This window comes from Paraburkholderia dilworthii, from assembly GCF_000472525.1.
Lineage (GTDB): Bacteria > Pseudomonadota > Gammaproteobacteria > Burkholderiales > Burkholderiaceae > Paraburkholderia > Paraburkholderia dilworthii.
Genome location: NZ_AWZT01000034.1, coordinates 1 through 18187, shown reverse-complemented (window position 1 = coordinate 18187; position 18187 = coordinate 1). Strand labels below are relative to the sequence as shown.

Here is an 18187-nt window from a genome sequence, read left to right as displayed (position 1 = left end):
TGGAAACAGAATACTGCCGTGGGATTTCGGGTTCCGTTACCTGGCGCACCGACTTCCCTTCAGTGCGAAAAAATACCGTGACTTTATATCGATGTCATCCGTCTGGAATAAATCCTGGGTATTCGATTAATTATGCGTTCGGCATAGACATGATTCAGCCGCGCCGTTGCATTAGACGCACATATTTATGACGGTCGTGCACTTATGAAAAAGCAGGCATCGGCGTAATCGTCAGCCGATGACGGGCGGGTAGATTGGGGCCGGACGATGGTGCGGCGATCGGCTGTGTAATGGCACGGGCACAGCCGGCGTTCACGAATTGCGGATCAAAGGCGGCGAACACTGTGGCGCGGCGCCGGCAATGGCAATGGCGCGGCCGACAGGGTCACTTTGCGCGGCAGGCGTAGATCAGGTTCAGCGTGCCGTTGTTCGTCGATTGGCGAACGGTGTCGAATGCACCGCCGCAGCTTGCGGCAGCCTGCTGCGCGCAGGAGTCGGAGCCCGCGGGACATTCAACGAGCGTGGTGGCGCGGCCGTCCGGCAAAAACAGCGGCGCGCTGCTGCTGCAGCCGCCTAGTGCTGCGCCGGCTGCGACGAACAGCATCGCGCAGGCATCGCGCGCGAGGGAAGAGAAGCTCCGGTTCATGTGAAACCCCGATCACGTCTTGTTTTTCGATCACGCGATTGTGCCACGCGCCAATGCGCTGCGTGACCCGATGAAGACCGACTTTCTCAAACTACGATGCCGTGCGCCGCAATCTTTTTGTAGAGCGTTGCGCGCCCCATGCCGATTTGAGCGGCGGTGTCGATTACGCGGCCGCCGTTGGCGCGCAGTGCATCGCTGAGGAAGCGCTTTTCGAACGCCGCCATTGCCTCGTTCCACGACGAGGGCTCCATCGCGTAGTTCGCGCTTGCGGCGGTAGCCGGCGACTGACCATCCGGCGCGGGCTGCTTTGCAGCGCGTCCGCCGCCCTGCCCCGAACCAATGAACGGTGCGAGCGCACGCGCGTCGATCCGCTCCCTGTCGGACAGCATCACGGCGCGCTCCAGCGTATTGCGCAACTCGCGCACGTTGCCTGGCCATGCGTATGTGCATAGAAGGCGCAATGCGTCGTCCTGCAACTCGTAGTGGCTGCCGCCGCGCGCCTGCGTCGACAGGTCTTCGAGCATCGCGTAAGCGAGCGCTTCGATGTCGGAAGCGCGCTCGCGCAAGGGCGGCGCATGGATCGTCAGTACGTTCAGGCGATAGAACAGGTCCGCCCGAAAACGTCCCGCCGCGACTAGCGCCGGTAAATCGGCGGAGGTGGCCGCGATGATCCGCACGTCGGCGCCCACGATGCGGTTCGAGCCGAGCGGCTCGAACTCCTTGTCCTGCAACACGCGCAGCAGCTTGCCCTGCAAAGGCAGCGGCATATCGCCGATTTCATCGAGAAAAAGCGTGCCTCCGTTCGCCAGCTCGAACTTGCCGACGCGGCCTTTGCGATCCGCGCCCGTGTACGCGCCGGGCGCCGCGCCGAAGAACTCGACTTCGAGCAAGGTGTCGGGAATCGCCGCCACATTCACCGTCACGAGCGGCTGATTCGCGCGCGCCGAGCCGCCGTGAATCGCATGCGCGAGCAGTTCCTTGCCTGTGCCGGTCTCGCCAAGCAAAAGAACCGGCGATTCGAGTTGCGCCGCGCGGCGCGCCTGGCGTTTCACTTCGAGACTCGCCGCGCTCGTGCCGACAAAACTGCCGAACGTGTACTTGGCCCGGCGCGCCTGCGCAAGCGACCGGCGCGTCGCGATCAATTCCTCCTGCACGCGCGAATAGTGCGAAAAAAGCGGCGTGAGCGCCTTCAGTTCGTCGAACAGCGCAAAGCCGACGGCGCCGACGGTGTCGCCCGCGTCGTCCTTCAGCGGCAGACGTGTGACGACGAGCGGCTCGCGGTCTGTTTCCAGAATGTCGAGCAGGATCGGCTTGCCAGTCTTCACGACTTCGCGCATCAGACTATTTGGAATTACCGCTTCGCAATCGCGGCCAATCGCCTGCTCGGGGTCCGCAAAACCGAACCGCGCCGCATAGCGCTTGTTGATCCAGACCACCCGCGCTTCAGCGTCGACGATGAAGGTGCCTTCGCTGAAGTTTTCGAAAGTGCGAAAGAGCGAATCCATCGCGCGGCGCAGGACGTCGCCGTAGGTGGCGGGAAGGCCCGCCCAGTCGTTCATCATGTTGTCGCTGTCTCCGTCTATCGTTCTATTTATCGCTTGTCTCATTTCATGGACAAGCTTATCTCAACGAAGAGATCGCCGACAAGCTTATCGGGCAAAGGTTTTATCCCGACACCGGCGGATTTCCGCATGATTCGCGTCCCCGTTTGGAGACGTTTAGGTACAATCTGCGGCACCCCGTCGCCCGGTTTTGCCCGCTTTAGCCCGCCGCATCAGCGCGCGAGCCGTTGCGGGGCTGATGGCATGGAACCTGCGTTCGCGGGCGCCATGCCGTCGCTAGCCGGGGACGGCGTACACGTAGAACAAACCAAGCTTCTGGAGACTCAATGTCATTTGTTATCGTCCTTGCCGCGCTGGCGTTTCTGATGTTCGCCGCGTATCGCGGCTACAGCGTCATTCTGTTCGCGCCGATTGCCGCACTCGGCGCCGTCCTTCTGGTCGATCCAGCCGCCGTCGCACCGGTTTTCACCGGCATCTTCATGGAGAAGATGGTCGGCTTCGTCAAGCTCTACTTCCCCGTATTCCTGTTGGGCGCCGTGTTCGGCAAGGTCATCGAATTGTCCGGTTTCTCGGAGTCGATCGTGGCCGCCGCGATTCGCTACATCGGCCGCTCGCGCGCAAACGCAGTGATCGTCGCTGTGTGCGCGCTGCTGACCTACGGCGGCGTCTCGTTGTTCGTGGTGGTGTTCGCGGTTTACCCGTTCGCGGCCGAACTGTATCGCCAGAGCAATATTCCCAAGCGCCTGATGCCTGGCGCCATCGCACTCGGCGCATTCTCGTTCACGATGGATTCGCTGCCGGGCACGCCCCAAATCCAGAACATCATTCCCACGACTTTCTTCAAGACGACGTCGTGGGCCGCGCCCGCGCTCGGCGTGATCGGCTCGCTGTTTATCATCGTGGTGGGCCTGAGCTATCTCGAGTGGCGCCGCCGCGCCGCGATGGCAACCGGTGAAGGCTATGGCACGGAGCTCGTCAACGAGCCGGAACGCGTCGAGTCGAAGCAGTTGCCGCATCCGTTGCTCGCGGTCGCACCGCTCGTGCTGGTCGGCGTCGCGAATTTCCTGCTGACTCGCTGGATTCCCACGGCCTACGGCACTTCGTACACGATCGCGCCTGATATTCTGCCGGGCGTTCACGCACCGCTCACCACGACGATCAAGACCGTCGTGGCAATCTGGGCCGTCGAGGGAGCGTTGCTGCTCGGCATCGTGATGGTCGTGCTGACGGCGTTCGGCCGCGTGCGCGAGCGCTTTGCAATCGGTACCAAGGCTGCGGTGGCGGGTGCGCTGCTGGCATCGCTGAATACTGCTTCCGAATACGGTTTCGGTGGTGTCATCGCCGCGTTACCCGGCTTTCTTGTGGTTAGCGACGCGCTCAAAAGCATTCCGAACCCGCTCGTCAATGCAGCGGTGTCGGTCAGTTCGCTCGCGGGCATTACGGGTTCCGCGTCGGGCGGCATGAGCATCGCGCTCGCGGCCATGTCCGATGTGTTCATCAAGGGTGCGGAGGCCGCGCATATTCCGCTGGAAGTGCTGCACCGCGTGGTTGCAATGGCAAGCGGCGGCATGGACACGCTGCCGCATAACGGCGCGGTCATCACGCTGCTGGCGGTGACCGGACTGACGCACCGTCAGTCGTATCGCGACATCTTCGCGGTAACGGTGATCAAGACGCTGGCTGTTTTCTTCGTAATCGCGGTTTATTACACGACCGGGCTCGTTTAAGCGCGAGCTTGAGGGGGACGATGGCGCTGCGACAATAAATTTGATGATTTAAGGATTTTATTGTCGCTCCCATCGTCGACTCTACTTGCGAACCTGGCCTTCCGTCCGCAACACGCAATTCGACTGATTCGGGGGTCGCCGGATACTTCGCGGCGGTCCAGTTGTAGTTTTTCGAATCTTTAGTCACTGCTACCTAGGAGACGGAATCTTTGCGGTCCGCGCCCAAGCGGGCTGCTGGAAGGCGTACCCTCGCTTTCGACCGGATTATTTTCTCAAGACTAACCACTCCGTACACCGAGTGGTTGCACGACAATCTTCCCGAGATTGTTACCGACCCACGGCGAGAACGCTGCGCCGGGCATAACGCTCGCCCTCCACTTTAGATACCTCGTGTAAACTGACGCGACATCTTTGGGCCTAGGTTGCGTCCACATCTAAAGTCGAGTCGAATTCTGGTGGCAACTCACGCTCTCCGCGAGCAACTTTCCTCTTCGGTTCTCCATTTAAGGAAGCGCAGGAACATGCCGGCATCCGCGCTCGCGATTGCTGCCGGCATTAGTCGGAACACTCTCTATCTCATTGAGAAGCGAGCTGCAAATACGCAAGTCGAGACGATTGAGCGGCTCGCTATCGCTTTAGATGTTGACCCATATGATTTTTTTGATGTTTCAGCGGCACCCTCTGTTCGTCGACGGCGCAACGTTAGCCTCTGCCAATGCGTCTCGCAGAACGTCTTCAGGTACCGGAAACAGCTGGGACTCTCCCAAGAAGGATTGGTCCGTGCTGCCTCCCTTCCTCGGGGCTACATTTGGCGCGTTGAGCGAACTGCGCCCGATATGTCGCTAGAGGTCGTGGATAGAATTGCGGCAGCGCTGAAAGTGCAGGCGTCGCTTCTTTTCAAGGAGTAAATGCGTTACGGACCGGTCTAAAATGCATCCGAGGATGTTCCGCGCGCACCCAGCATGCGTTCGACGGCCCCAGCCGGATACTCATCCGGCCACTCCTTTGCCAGCAATCCCACGGCTTCCCGATTACGCATCGGCCCGGATACAAGGCCGCTTGATGCCAAAGAATTCGATTGCCTGCTTTAACCCGGGAACAGGTTGGACTCAGGCGCCCGTCTCGATAATACAGGATAGCGTTCGCCATTTGAGCTGCCGTCAGGAGTGTCCCCCAAACTAGATGTGAAGGTGTTCGCGCAATCAATGCCCTACCAGACGCTGTGTCCGGCGCGAGCTCGTCACCTGAGAACTCAACCTGCGAGAAGAGATGCGCGGACGCCTGAGACGGACACTCGACAGGTTGGCCTGCGCGCGGAGCGTCTTGGAATCAATGTGGACCGCTGGCGCTTCGGCACCCAGCGACGGCGCTACGGCAGAGTGGCGGATTCGGGAAACATCGGCTGAAAACCGGAGTCATGTCATGGCTAGCGTTGTTTTGTCCAGCTTCCGCTCGCGAACCTGAAGAAGCTCACGCGCGACGCGTTTGTCAACATCAAGTCCTTGCACCTTTCTGAAGCGATTGCTGCTGCACTCGGGTTCCGCACCCACGCATCCCTTCTTGTCGCGCTGACGCGTCCTCCCCGGGACGCGGACATCGTGCTGCTTGCAGAAGGACCATTTCGCCAAAGACTGGAGCTACCGGACAAGCATTTCCTCGCTCGTGTTCCCAGTTCTTGAAAGCGAAACATGGAGTACGTCGGCCTCGCTTCGTGCGGGTCGAGCGGTTCCGCAACACCTGTTCGCGCGGTACGAGCAGTAGACCAGTAAGCCCGGGATTTTGCTCAATACTGCATACCATCCCCCAAAAGCTAACTGTCGCACGCCCTTCCAGCGACAGTGAGACCGCGATAACAATGCTGGAATTATCGAAGAGCGATTCCCCGCCATAACACCGCTTTATCGCAAAAAATCGAAGAGGAAGCGTCGTCCGCTGCATGCAACAAACACTGCCTCAGGAGCTTCGGCCCGCCGAACATGGCCCGGACCAGCAGAGCGACTTACGCGCTGAACAACCATGGGATTATGAGGCGGCGGACCTAAACGACGTGGCGACGCAACTAGGTTGCCTGACTTAACGGTTCGCAACGCCGAGCCGCTGCCCACGCTTTAAGCAACCAAGCATTGAACAGGACCGAGCTTGCGACGAATGGCCCGTCGGGCCGCGAGATGCTTGTGCCCAACTAGTAAACGCATCCTGGATTTCCTGCTCGCGCCGAGACCCTCCGGAAACTTCGCGCTGACCGGAGAAGTGCTCATAGACGACTTCTTTCCCAGCTATATTGCGAATGACGCTCATCGCTTCCTTCGGGCGCGGTCAACAGCAAGCCGAGCAGCAGGCGCAGCAGCAAGCCGCGCAACGTCAGGCCGCACACGCTCAATAAAACTTCGTCGGCTTGCTGTACCCGGTGGAACCAGCAAAAATCGCTGGTCCACTGGACACTTGCCAGCGACGGTTAGGTTGTCGACTCGGCGCCAGACTCGACTGTGGCCACCGAATCGGGCGCGGTCAAGCGCTTGCCCGGCACCGTTTTCGCCGCGGCCTTTTTAGTCGGCACCTTCCCGTTTACTACATTCTTGGCAGCAGCGTTCTTCGCCGTCGGGGCCTTTTTGCCAGCAGCCTTCTTGACCACCGGCTTCTTGTCGGCCGCAGTAGCGCCGTCAATCAAAAATCGACTGCGTTCCTTTGCGTCAGCAATCCACGCCGGCGCGCGCCCACGTCCACTCCACGTCGCGCCGCTCTTGGGGTCCCGATAGAGCGCCGGCTGGGGGCCCCTGACATAGTTTCCGGCCTTCGCTGACTTTTTGGCGGCAGGTGCCGACACCACAGCCTTGCCTTCAACCAAGAACTTCGAGCGGTCCTTCGCGCTAGCAATCCAGCCCGTCGCGCGGCCATGACCCGACCATGTCGCGCCCGTCTTGGGGTCGCGGTACTTTGCGGCCGAAGCCGACGACTTGGCGGCGGCCTTAGTGCTCGGCTTGGGTCCACGCTTTTTGCCGCCAGTGTGCGCATCGATGTCGGCGGTCGTCAGGCCGTGTTCTGCCATCAACTCGCGAATCTTTTCGATGACGCCCGAGGATTGCTTTGCAATCAGCGCATCCGCCTTTGCCTTCAATTTATCTATCCTTGCCTGAATTGCTTCCAAAGTCGTTGCCATCAAGTGGCCTCCTCATAAATGTGGTCGCAATATGCCACGGTCCCGCTAGAAAACGCTAGTGCATTGACTAAAGCGGTGTATCACCAAAAATCAAAGCACTCCGTCGCTGCCCTCCGGGCTCTTCAATGCGGCCCGCTCACGGCTTGTCCTTGCCTCGAACATTACCTGGCGGTTCTCCGGTACTTCCACCGCGCCTCCTTCCGCGTTGGAAGAGAGCGCCGAACCCGACCGCGACAAGCAAGGCCGTCATCAGGTCGGCGCTCATGCCGGTCGCGCTACTGGATTGACTTGCGCTAGAAGGAGCAGAAGCTAATGTTGTCGCCAAGAAACTGAGCGCTCGCGTGCAAGGGGATGATTGCGAGATTTACAGTTCTGGGAGCATCGTCGCATCATGAACCGCGATTTTCTGACGTGGGCACTACAAGACGTCTGCCGGCACTCCGCGATGAGGTACGTTGATGACGTAGGCGCGTCAATAGTGCTCACACCGTCAAAAACGAACAGCGAATCGATGTTTCGCGGTTAGTCCCCGAATGGATTGCTGGCGTCTTTCACTTCGGTACTGAGATTGTATTCCGCACGCACGGCCTTGAGCACGCCCTCGATGTCGCGCTCGAAGCCAACCGCGTTGCCGAAGTGGGTCATGTTCCAGTTGCAGCCGGACTTGTCGGCCTCTTGCAACTGCGGCCGCGGCACACGAATCTTCACGCCGTCCTCGACGATTTCCTGCAGTCGATGGATTCGCTGGTTGACTTCCTGCTGAAGCTGCGAAGCATTGAGCGTCTTGCGTATCATCCAGGTCTCCTTCCCGGTGAGGTCTCCTTCCCGGTGCTCAATCCATTCTAACGCAGGTGAGGCGTTCTACTGCAATCCGGCGAGTGCGGACGCCGGCGATTCGCACCGCGTAGGCCAATGTTGCGATGACGTGGATTACAAATGCAAGTCCACAAAATCAGCAGTTGAGCGTCCATGCGACCACTTCGAGAGTTGGCGCCAACTCGACTATACCGGACCGTCGCGGTCGCGTGATACCACATCCGTTCGACACTGATAAAGTTAGTCGGCAAAAGGCAGAAACCCATTGTTCTCAATTAGCTGCCCGGCCGCAGAATTGCCCACAGTAACCAATGCACAACATTCCGGATATCCCGGCATATCGAGCGACTCGAGCGTCGCGTTGAATAGCACATCAAGAAAGCGCTTCCTCATTAAATTGCGATGCAGCGTTTAATTGCTGTGTGGGACGGCGGTGACGCCATCATTTCTTACAACTACCTTCGCCCCAAACGTTTTCTTTTATCCCCTTGACCGAATAGCCCTTCGAATGCTCTCATGGCGAGCGAGAACATAGCGGGCTGAAAAGCAATTCGAATATTTAAAGCCGCGACGACGGCGGGGAAACGACAGAATGACAAAAAAGATAATGGCGACGCTTGCGGTGCTGGGGGCGGTTGCGTCAGCTCAGTGGGCCGCTGCACAGACAGTTGCGCTTCCGGATTTGGGGTTCAAACTGGGAGATGACGTGGCGACAGTGAAGGCCGCTCTGAGGACGACCGCGGAAACCGAGCCCATGGCGAGGAACGCGGCTCTACCGCCAAACTTTCCAGACCCGAACAAGGGCAAGGCCATCTTGCATCTGCGGACGAGAGGAATTTGGGCGTTCTTCGGTGCAAACGGAAATGTTGAGACGATTCGCCTTGACGCACCGTTCGCTGGCAATGTTCTCGGCATCAAGCTGGGTGATGATGCCAGGAAAATTACATCGAAGCTTGGCAATCCCGTCAAGAAGCCTTTTCCTGCTTTTCTCGTGATGCAAGGGTATCAATATGCCATTGATGATTCCGCATATGCCACATTTGACGTGAATGACGATGGTGTGCAATTTATTTTGATAACCAGATAGACATCGGAAGTCGCCAGCAACCTGTCTTGGTATGAGGGCGCAGTTGCCGACTCTGTCGCTGCGGGCGTCTGCTGCTGTGGCGTGGAAATCTCAACGTCACCATCCGGTGCCGAGCGTTGTTGTCACGAATCGCATCAGTCAGGAAATGCGCAGCGGTCGGCATTAGTACGGGCTGGTCCGTGCGAGAAAGTCGCAAAGAGGCGCGGACAGGCAGTCAGGCATGTTGTTGCTCGGGCGTGTGAACGCTATGGACGGCCTCTGCGAGTGGCATCGGCGCCTCTGCCAGACGGAGCTCACATTCAATATTGTCCAATGGAAGCTGCGGAGAACCTATGCAAAACCGGTCGCGCGAATTTCGATTGCTTGTCTGCCTCCTGGTCCTCGCGCAGTGGCAATACCTTGCAAGCGCCGCTGAATCCGACCCGGTTGCGACAGATTTGCACGAGACTGTGGTGGCCGTGCCGATGATGGAGAAGGGACTATTCGGGACCAGCCAGCGCCAAATTGTCGCGACCACCTATATGCCCGATGGCGCTGGCCCGTTTCCGCTTATCGTTCTGAGTCACGGTAATCCGCCAAACGCGCATGACAGGATAAAGATTGGTCGTTATCGCAAGATTACGCAGGTTCGCGAATTTGTGCGAATGGGCTTCGCCGTTATCGTTCCCATCCGGCGCGGATATGGCGCCACAGGCGGTACGTTCGCCGAGAACACCGGCTCATGCAGAGCGCCTGATTTTGAGGCGGCCGGAGCCGAGGCCGCAAAGGACCTGCTGGCCACAGTGGCCTTTGCAGATACGCTCCCGCAAATCGACCCCGACCGCGTGATTCTGGTTGGACAATCTGCAGGCGGCTTTGCGTCACTCGCCGCAGCCAGCTATGCGCCCAAAGGCGTCGTCGCGGTGGTGAACTTCTCGGGCGGACGTGGCGGTCGCCCCGCTACAAACCCCGGCGACCCGTGCGCACCCGAAAGAATGGCCAATGCAATCGGACACTTTGCGGCCACAACGCGCATTCCAGTGTTCTGGCACTACGTCCAGAACGACATGTATTTCTCGCCGGATGTCGTTCGGACGTGGTTTAGCGCTTTTCAGGCCGCGGGCGGAAATGGTCAACTCGTAATTGAACAGCCGTTTGGCCGTGACGGACACGGGATGTTCGCTGTCGACAGTGCCATTCCAATCTGGGAGCCGGAATTCGAGAGATTTGTCTCTCCCGTCTTGCTCTCGACCCGCAGCCGGAATGCCGGCACCTTGAGCGAAGGCACGCCGAGCGGTCCAACGCCTACGAATCGATGAACTTCGCAGAATATAGCTGCAAGGTTCTAGCAGAATTCGCCAGCGGCGTGTCTTTGCCGACGACGTCCAGGATGCAGTCATCACAGGTACTGCACCGTCTCCGCAGTTCCCCCTTGACGCTCAGGACAGAAGCATCCGCTCCGTAGCGGGATATTGCATGTTCACTCTTCGGACATCCGTCCCGGTACTTCCGGATGCGCTCTGTCGAGCAGACCATGAATCGCCTCTATCAGCTGGCCTATCGGGGCGGGCTTTAGCAACAGTACGTCCCATAGCGGTCCTCCGGTTCAGGCGGTAGCGCCGCCGACAGCTTGACCACTGGAATGTCGGGCGGGGCGGTATCGCCCTTAGCCTCGACACAATCCGACGCCGTCAATCTGCGGCATCATCCAGCCGGTCACAATCAGACCAGGGCTCTCGATGGCAGCTACGGCGAGCGCCGCCTGTCCAGTCCCGGCCGTGAGCACAAGGTATCCCTTCTGCTCCGTTAGCGCGATTCACCCCTTGTAGAGGTCGCGGCACGGCCCGTCATATCGAACGTCGAGCGACGACCCGTCCTTGAAAACGAGTCGCTTCACGACTCCGGAATCCTGGACTCTCTGAACGGCGTCCCGCTCTACGAAGACGCCCGGGCGTTCGTCGGGTAGAACCAGCTGCATCAACGGTCCGTACGTTTGCATGGCGTTGAAAAAGCTGGGTTCCGCAGAGGGCTCCGTCACCCCCAGCCAGTAAACCAGGGCCGCGCCAGGATTTCGGACGTCGCGTGCGAGAAAGCGCAACGTCTTGCGGGTAACCTGGCAGGACGAGGGTTCGATATGCGGCACGTCGTGCATGCGAGTCTCCGGCTGGTTGTCGTACGTTTTTGCGAATGGGGCGCATAACGTCCCATTCATCGCAACGAGGCGGGCGTCTGGCTTGTTACAGCGGCTTGATGTTGGCAGCCTGCTTGCCCTTCGGCCCCTGCTTCACGTCGAAGCTGACCTTCTGATTCTCTTGCAATGATTTGAAGCCGCTGCCCTGAACCTCCGAGAAGTGGGCGAACAGGTCTTCTCGCCGTCGTCCCGCGTGATAAAGCCGAAGCCCTTGGCATCGTTAAACCACTTTACAGTTCCGGTTGTCATATTCACTCCACAAAAGTTTAATGTCGCATTCGCGTTTGCTGGATTTCCCAGCGCGGAGAATCAGGACGAAGAGTCTCACCACGCCGACACTGTCTTCGCGAGTCACATCGGTCGTCGATGTCGCGACCGGCCCAGCATTACGCCATCAGTGTGGGCGCCGTGGAGCCGCTTGCATCTCGTCGTCACCTTGGCGAAAACGCAGGCCGGGACTTCTAGCGGCCTGCGCGGACCACGCGTCCAAAGAGACCTCAACCCATGTGAAGCCCACCGTTGAGCGAAAAATCAGCACCGGTCGCAAAGCCGGACTCATTGCTGGCGAGCCAAGAGACAATTGAAGCAATTTCCGACGCCTCTCCGAGACGGCGCACCGGAATGCCCTGAATGATTGCGTCCAGTACTTCAGGACGCACCGCACGAACCATATCCGTGCCGATGTATCCGGGCGAAACCGTATTCACCGTGATGCCCTTCGTCGCTACCTCCTGCGCAAGCGACATCGTAAAGCCGTGAATGCCTGCCTTCGCAGTGGCGTAGTTGGTCTGGCCGAACTGTCCTTTCTGTCCATTCACGGATGAGATGTTGATGATTCGCCCCCACTCCCTGCTCACCATCCCCTCGATGACCTGCTTGGTGACATTGAAGAGGCTCGTCAGGTTCGTATCAATGACATCGTTCCAGTTCTCCATCGACATCTTCCGGAACGTGCCATCCCGCGTGATGCCGGCGTTATTCACCAGCACATCAATTTCGCCGACGTCCTTCTTCACCCTGGCAAATGCCGCCACCGTAGACTCCCAGTCACCGACATTCCCTTCTGATGCGGTGAACGAAAAGCCAAGCGCCTCCTGCTCCTTCAACCATCTTTCCCGCCGGGCAGAGTTGGGCCCACAACCGGCGACGACCGTGAATCCGTCCTTGAACAACCGCTGAGAAATTTCTGTACCAATTCCACCCATGCCGCCGGTGACATAAGCGATTCGCTTTGACATGTTCTTCCCTCGGTTGTTGCGGTTAAGAATTGAAACTTGAAGTTCGCCTGCAAATATGCGGCTCACGCTGCTTCGCGCGCCCTGGCCTCCCGTGAGTCCGCGCTTTGCCGCTTCCGGGAGGCAGGTTTGCGAGCAGACACAAGTACTGGCGGCGCGCTGGGTACCTCTTCTGGCAAACGGCCGCGCTCAATAACGTGCTGGAGCACCTTGCCCGCCAGCGGCTTCCCGCGCTGCTCCAGTCTTCTGAGCAGGACGTGTGCAAATGATTTCAGGTCGTCGCGTCCGTACGCGGCCTCGAACTCCAGAATGGTTTCCGAGACCGCAGCGAACATGCTTTCCTCGTACAGCGTGCTCGCGATATGCGAGGCGCCTCGCGACAACTCCATCTCGTACTCACTGAGATGCGGTGCCTGGTCGAATGCCGCATCCTGTTTAACTGCCTTCACCTTGATTCCCTCCGGGTTTGCGGAAGAGACGCCTGCTGTGCCGCATCCGAAATGCGTGCAACTGCATCACTGCGAGTGCGACGCCGACCGGGCTGCGAACTTCAGAACGTACGGGAATCCACGGAGCACAAATTCCCCTGTCCCGCGATTCCCGCGAACTGCGAATCAGGCGACCGGAGGCTGCCCCGTGCAAAGCCAGTGAACATCGAGATGGAGGACGGCGGCGAGGCGCGTACAAGCGTTCAGCGGCGGCACGGTAATTCCGCGTCGCCAATATTGCACGTCATATTCGCTCACACCCAGCCACTTCGCTGCGCGTGCCGAGCTGACGCCAGCTCGTTTTAGTGCCTTGTCAAGGCGTGCGGCCAAGGCCCGCCTCAGGCGGTCGTTCCCGGCACTACGTTCGAGATGACCGGTACGTTGAGTATGTCGGTTCATTTGTCTAGCTTCTCTCAGATTATATTTTTTGCAATTCAACACCGGTTCTTTTCGTGCCGGCCGAATCTACATATTTGTCTTGACGGGCTCATGACGCCATGTTGCCTTCTCATCGGCACGCCGGTTGGCGTTAATAGTTGCGAGAACAACTATTCCTTCGCGTGTGCACTGGCGCCAACCCATAAGTAAATGTTCACGTTGCCGTTACACACATACGACAAAAAGGTCGTCCAAGCCATCCGGACAGGCACAACCCTGGCTTGCGTTTAGCTCGGCCTTGAGGTGAGCGCATCTGACAGCCAAGCAATCCCTAGGCGGCCAGGAGAGTGCTCGCATCCCCACAGCCTTGAGCATCTTCAATCACTTGCAAAAGTGCCTCGAGGGAGAACGGCTTCTGCAGACACACATCGAAAAGCCGCGTGAGCCCGCCGTCGTCACTGTCTCCAGTCATGGAGACGATGAAGGGCCGGTCCGCGAAAGGCGTATTGACAATCGACCGTGCGACGGCACTTCCTTTGATTCCGGGCAGGTTCTCGTCAAGCAGGACCAGTTCGAAAGCGCGGCAGCCCAACAGCGAGAGCGCGCTTTCTCCGTCTTCCACCACGGTGGTGCGGTGACCGTAGCAGTCAAGCAGGAAAGCCAGACTGTCCGCGACCACGTCATTATCTTCGACGACCAGCACGTCCATTCAATGTCTCCTTAAATGCAAAACATCGGGTTAACATTGATTCGTATTATTATATTATCGCAATAATTTCGGATGGCTTACGTATGTTAAATGGTTATGCCCAACTCCACTAGGTGTTTAAGTTTAAAAAAGCAGCACGAACGTCCGTGAGTTTGGCGACGGCACTCCCAAAATCATTATGTATGTACGTTCACTCACATCCGTGACGAGAATTATTTAGCCGCCCGATAAAACCGACTACACGACTTTCACACTATGGAGACTTCGTGCGACGAACCATCTGTTTCCGCTGACAACCGCTATCTTCCGGATTTCCTCGCACCGGCGGACGGTGGGATGCGTTATTAAACGAAAAGTCCTGGTTCAGTATTTCCTGGGCCGCCCGACCACGCCGACGACGCGCGGCTTCCGAAGGCGTTCGCTGACGGAAGCAAGCGAGTCGCGACCGTCGCCAGACGGAAGATGCTGAACCGCGCAACACCAGCCCCGTCGTGCTGGACGCCTTGCCGCTTCATTTGTGCACAATCGACGCTACTTTTCTTCTCGCATCCCCGGCGTGAAAGTGATACCGACCGGTAGTCCTTCGGGTGATATGAAACGACTGACCGTCTGCCCCCACGGTTCTTTCCTGCTCGTGACGAGCATTCGATACCCTCGCGATGCAAGCTCCGTCGTTGCCTTTTCGACGCTATCAACATCAAACTCGAGCCAAGCTTGCGGAATTGGAATGTCGTCGGGCCAGGAATCCTGGCCAAAGCACGACTGGGCCGCCTGAGAAAGTGGCCACAGGGCAAAACTCTTGGCGCCCCTCAAAGCTTCCGTGTGAAGGTAACCGCCACTCTCCTTCTTGAAGGGGATACCAAGGCTCTCGCCGTAGAGCTCGTGACTTGCGTCCGCATCACGGACGATTGGGCCAAAGCCCGCGACGAACAGAATTTTGATGTTTCCGATTCGTTCCATGACATCTCCCCCAACAAACAATTGAACGTCGCCACACGCGATGTATGGCGACACCGCTCCGGTGTCGCGCAGGAGCTGCAAAGTCTTTGAAAGGCGCTAGCGACGTGCCGTATCAGACAGAAGGGCAAGCAGCGCAGACACGTTCACATCCTCATCGATTTGAGGCCAGAAGAACTGCTGGCGGTCCGTCGAGATAGCAAATTGTTCGCGCTCGGCTGGCGTTGCTATCTCCAGAACAGGAAACCAGTTCAATGGGAATCGGACAGCCCCACCGTCGGACAGGTCCCGAAGCAAATGGGTGCTGTCGAAACGCACGTCAACTGCCGCACCGCGCATGCTTACCTCCCACGGCGTTGAAGAAAGAACGCACGACGACGCGAGTCAGCACTACCTGAATTGCCGACCGCCTGAAGCTTTGACGTGAAGCAGGGCCCGAAGGGTAAGCAGGCGGCAAAAAATCTATCCCAGCTGACACCTCAGCGCAACTCGCTGACATGCACAAGAATGGTCCGCCCCAGCGGACCATTCTTTCTCCAGCTATGTGCCGTGACACGGTCTCCTGGGACGCGTTGGTCGCGGCGCGAGCCTGGTAACAGACGTCGGCGGACATGACGTGCGCCCGAACGACCGACCAGCGCTCACGAGAACTGGGCGTGTCCGGTCGCCGCCAGGTCGCAGTGCGTGGCCAGGCACGTTAGCTCCTTGCCGCGCGACCACGGCTTCAACGTTCCTTCAAATTATTGCTTCGCCGCCTTCGCCGCTTTTGCTGCCTTCTCGACTACCTCGTCAGCCGCTTCGGTCACCTCCGATGCGGCTTTTGTTGCGGCGTCCAGGTTACTTTGCGCGACTTCGACTGCCTGCTTCGTGGCCTTTTGCACGCTTTCCTGAGTGGTGTCGGCCAGCGTGATGGCTTGTTTCAGAAATGCGATTGTGGGTTCGGAGCCGACGGGGACGTTTTGCGCGAGATTCTCGACGAACGATTGAACCTGGCGGCTGAGCTCCTGGTACCGCGCATTAACGACCTCTGCCAGCTGCGTTTGCGTTGTCGACGCAATCTCCACAACCTGACGTTCGTACGTCAGGACCTTCTCCGCCGAATGCAGCGCCAGCGCGTCCTGCAGACCGGTAACTTCCTGTCGGTCCTTTTTCGCCAGTCCGTCCTGCTCGCGTTGATGCCAATCGGCAAGCGTCATTTTCGCCGTATCCAGATTCAGTCTGACGAGCTTTTCCTCGCCCTCCAGCATTCTGCTGGCCAGCCCGAAAAAGAAGTCAAGATTGGCTTGCTGGGCTGTAGCAGCCCGTCTCTGAAAATCAGTCATGCTCGCCTCCAGAAGATGTATGCCCAACGCCCAGCATGTTCGGCAACGATGACCAACTGATGAAGCGCGTCGTCTGGAAGCTCCCCGGTCGGCTGCATTTTCGACACGGGCTCCGCAGGCGTATTGGTGTCGCCCGCGAGCCGGTACAACGTCCTCAGCGCTGGGCTGCGTAAGAGTGCTCTGCGGACGTCGACAGATGCAGGAGCCGCAAACGACGAAAAATTCAATTACAGGACGGCAGCGGTCGGGGCGCCAATTGAATCTGCCTATCTGAGGCACCCTTTAAGAAGGGTGTTTTTTCTCTCGGCGCCACGTGCTGAATGCGTCTGCGCCCTTATCGCGATGGCGCTTTCGCCGGAGACCATCATCACGATGGGTGACGAGGTCGTGGAACAGCGCGCCGTTCTTTTCCACGCAAGCAGCTATTTCGCCAGAGGAACTTCCGGGACCCGATGGTGACACAAAGCCGGTGACGCACGAACAGGTGCCGACCGTCGAGTAAGTTTTCCGACGGACCTACGTCTGCGAGCGTTGTGATTGCGCTGCTACTTCACTCAAAGAAAGCGGCGGAGTGACTGCTGTCCGCCTACGGGATAGGGAAAACGGTATCCGTGTCGATTGCACCGGGCATTTAAAGCGTTAATCAGAGCGGGGAAGACGCGCCGCAACGAGCATTCAGGTGCAGTGAAGTTCACGCGAACGACATGCCAGCCCGAGTGATGGGGTTCCACCGCAAGCATCAACATCGAAGTCGTGTCACACCTTCGTAGCCTGAAGTACCCAGGCTTGGTCACGATGTGTTACACGGAGCATTGCACGTCATGAATCGTCGTCTGAATCTTGATGTACATCTGCAGGGCACTCTCAAACACAACGGCCCCAGGCGGGCCTTCGCTGCACGACTGGACATGACCATCACATCTCATGGCAGTTCTCATCGGACACGGCCTCGCACGCGGTTCGGCCTGTCGCCACTCACTGGCACCTCGGTCGGGTCACGTGCCTGGCTCCTGCCATTGGCCGGCAGCACGGTCGAAATGGCATGTTTGAAAACAAGTTGCGCACCCGGACCAGACTCGAGCAGAACTGCAAACTGGTCAAAGGCGGCCAGTTGACCGCTCAGTCTGATGCCGTTCACGAGGAACACGTTTACGGTGGTCTTGTCGTTCAGGAGCATCTGCAAAAATCGTCCTGTACGCCTGGGCGTCCGGTCATGTTCGAGGTCACAGCGATAGGTCTTTCGATTGTACCGGCGATACCTGAAGCCGCCAGCCTTTTCGATTTTGGACACAATGATGGCAACCGGTACCGTAAAGTGGTTCAATGCTGCGAAGGGTTTGGGTTTCATCACGCCGGATGGCAGGGGTGAAGACCTTTTCGCTCATTTTTCGGAAATCAGCGCAGAAGGGTTCAAGTCGCCGCAAGAGAATCAGAAGGTCAGCTTCGACGTGAAGATAGGGCCGAAGGGCAGGCAAGCTGCGAATATCAAACCAGTCCAGGAGATAGTCTGTCTCTTTGCCGCCTACGGCGCCGGTGCGTCAAGCATCGTGCGTTCAAGGTGGAGTCGAGCAAGAGCGCCTGTCGAAAAAGCAGAATCCGCCACTCAGCGCGGAGATTGGAAGTCAATGCGAAGCGCCGTGGCGTCATAACGCATGACTCGGACGCCAATTGCTTCGACCCGTTCGTCGGCGTGGGTCTGTCTGCTCCCGCATCGACGCTTTCACCCTTTGTTGCAGATAAAGCGTCGTCGACAGCTAGTGTTGGCCCGCATTCAGTAGCATCCAAATTCGAAGCGTTGGCGGTCCTCTAAGGACTCGCGCAAACACTGCGCGACAACGTTCGCATGTGTAATGCTCTTCCGCATGCGCGTCCTTAACGGCATCGACGCTGTTCAAAGTAAGGTCCGAATGCGGAGGCTCAGCGGCCGATTTTC

General features: G+C 58.4%; 16 protein-coding genes and 3 pseudogenes. 5 read left to right on the top strand and 14 right to left on the bottom strand.

Annotation, left to right across the window (positions count from 1 at the left end; all coding sequences use genetic code 11):
- Window positions 1-385: 385 nt before the first annotated feature.
- Complete coding sequence (locus F759_RS0124750; protein WP_027802226.1) at window positions 386-646, bottom strand: hypothetical protein; 261 nt, start codon at window positions 644-646, stop codon at window positions 386-388.
- Between the two features lie 86 nt (window positions 647-732).
- Window positions 733-2208 (bottom strand): sigma-54 interaction domain-containing protein, encoded by a 1476-nt coding sequence (locus F759_RS0124745; protein WP_027802225.1) that lies wholly within the window; start codon window positions 2206-2208, stop codon window positions 733-735.
- 326 nt (window positions 2209-2534) lie between these two features.
- On the opposite strand from F759_RS0124745, the gene F759_RS0124740 reads away from it, so the two are divergent.
- Together F759_RS0124740 and F759_RS45195 are read left to right on the top strand one after the other, a co-directional pair.
- A complete protein-coding gene (locus F759_RS0124740; protein WP_027802224.1) occupies window positions 2535-3935 on the top strand; it encodes a GntP family permease in 1401 nt (466 codons plus the stop codon).
- 455 nt (window positions 3936-4390) lie between these two features.
- On the top strand, window positions 4391-4843 hold the full coding sequence (locus tag F759_RS45195) for a helix-turn-helix domain-containing protein (RefSeq protein ID WP_407668549.1): 453 nt from the start codon (window positions 4391-4393) through the stop codon (window positions 4841-4843).
- Window positions 4844-6390: 1547 nt separating this feature from the next.
- On the opposite strand, the gene F759_RS0124720 is transcribed toward F759_RS45195, so the two are convergent.
- The 3 genes and pseudogenes from F759_RS0124720 to F759_RS45060 all read right to left on the bottom strand — a co-directional run.
- Complete coding sequence (locus tag F759_RS0124720) at window positions 6391-7092, bottom strand: H-NS histone family protein (RefSeq protein ID WP_027802223.1); 702 nt, start codon at window positions 7090-7092, stop codon at window positions 6391-6393.
- A 522-nt stretch (window positions 7093-7614) separates the two neighbouring features.
- Complete coding sequence (locus tag F759_RS0124715; protein ID WP_027802222.1) at window positions 7615-7887, bottom strand: hypothetical protein; 273 nt, start codon at window positions 7885-7887, stop codon at window positions 7615-7617.
- Window positions 7888-7954: 67 nt separating this feature from the next.
- Window positions 7955-8063 (bottom strand): annotated as a pseudogene (locus tag F759_RS45060) (lipid II flippase family protein); the annotation flags it as partial.
- 437 nt (window positions 8064-8500) lie between these two features.
- On the opposite strand from F759_RS45060, the gene F759_RS0124705 reads away from it, so the two are divergent.
- On the top strand, window positions 8501-8995 hold the full coding sequence (locus F759_RS0124705; RefSeq protein WP_027802221.1) for a hypothetical protein: 495 nt from the start codon (window positions 8501-8503) through the stop codon (window positions 8993-8995).
- Window positions 8996-9327: 332 nt separating this feature from the next.
- Window positions 9328-10293 (top strand): alpha/beta hydrolase family protein, encoded by a 966-nt coding sequence (locus F759_RS38485; RefSeq protein WP_051377439.1) that lies wholly within the window; start codon window positions 9328-9330, stop codon window positions 10291-10293.
- Between the two features lie 497 nt (window positions 10294-10790).
- Here the strand turns inward: F759_RS38485 and F759_RS0124695 are convergent, their stop codons facing one another.
- The 9 genes and pseudogenes from F759_RS0124695 to hfq all read right to left on the bottom strand — a co-directional run bounded on the left by F759_RS0124695 (window position 10791) and on the right by hfq (window position 17602).
- The gene (locus F759_RS0124695; RefSeq protein ID WP_027802220.1) at window positions 10791-11126 is read right to left on the bottom strand and encodes a hypothetical protein; all 336 of its coding nucleotides are present in this window, start codon (window positions 11124-11126) and stop codon (window positions 10791-10793) included.
- An 85-nt stretch (window positions 11127-11211) separates the two neighbouring features.
- Window positions 11212-11348 (bottom strand): annotated as a pseudogene (locus tag F759_RS38480) (cold-shock protein); the annotation flags it as partial.
- A gap of 314 nt (window positions 11349-11662) precedes the next feature.
- Complete coding sequence (locus tag F759_RS0124685; protein WP_027802219.1) at window positions 11663-12403, bottom strand: 3-ketoacyl-ACP reductase; 741 nt, start codon at window positions 12401-12403, stop codon at window positions 11663-11665.
- 62 nt (window positions 12404-12465) lie between these two features.
- Window positions 12466-12849, bottom strand: coding sequence for a hypothetical protein (locus F759_RS40180; RefSeq protein ID WP_051377438.1), 384 nt, complete (start codon window positions 12847-12849; stop codon window positions 12466-12468).
- A gap of 748 nt (window positions 12850-13597) precedes the next feature.
- On the bottom strand, window positions 13598-13975 hold the full coding sequence (locus tag F759_RS0124675) for a response regulator (RefSeq protein ID WP_027802218.1): 378 nt from the start codon (window positions 13973-13975) through the stop codon (window positions 13598-13600).
- A 531-nt stretch (window positions 13976-14506) separates the two neighbouring features.
- A complete protein-coding gene (locus F759_RS0124670) occupies window positions 14507-14935 on the bottom strand; it encodes a VOC family protein (RefSeq protein WP_027802217.1) in 429 nt (142 codons plus the stop codon).
- A gap of 96 nt (window positions 14936-15031) precedes the next feature.
- The gene (locus F759_RS0124665) at window positions 15032-15271 is read right to left on the bottom strand and encodes a DUF2442 domain-containing protein (protein ID WP_027802216.1); all 240 of its coding nucleotides are present in this window, start codon (window positions 15269-15271) and stop codon (window positions 15032-15034) included.
- 401 nt (window positions 15272-15672) lie between these two features.
- Window positions 15673-16254: a TIGR01841 family phasin gene (phaP, locus tag F759_RS0124660; protein ID WP_027802215.1), complete on the bottom strand. Its 582-nt coding sequence runs from the start codon at window positions 16252-16254 to the stop codon at window positions 15673-15675.
- A gap of 934 nt (window positions 16255-17188) precedes the next feature.
- Window positions 17189-17602, bottom strand: a complete 414-nt coding sequence (gene hfq / locus F759_RS45190; protein WP_244438904.1) for an RNA chaperone Hfq — start codon at window positions 17600-17602, stop codon at window positions 17189-17191.
- On the opposite strand from hfq, the pseudogene F759_RS44305 reads away from it, so the two are divergent.
- Window positions 17550-17750, top strand: a pseudogene (locus tag F759_RS44305) (cold-shock protein); the annotation flags it as partial. The gene hfq and the pseudogene F759_RS44305 sit on opposite strands and share 53 nt — an antisense overlap.
- Between the last annotated feature and the right edge of the window lie 437 nt (window positions 17751-18187).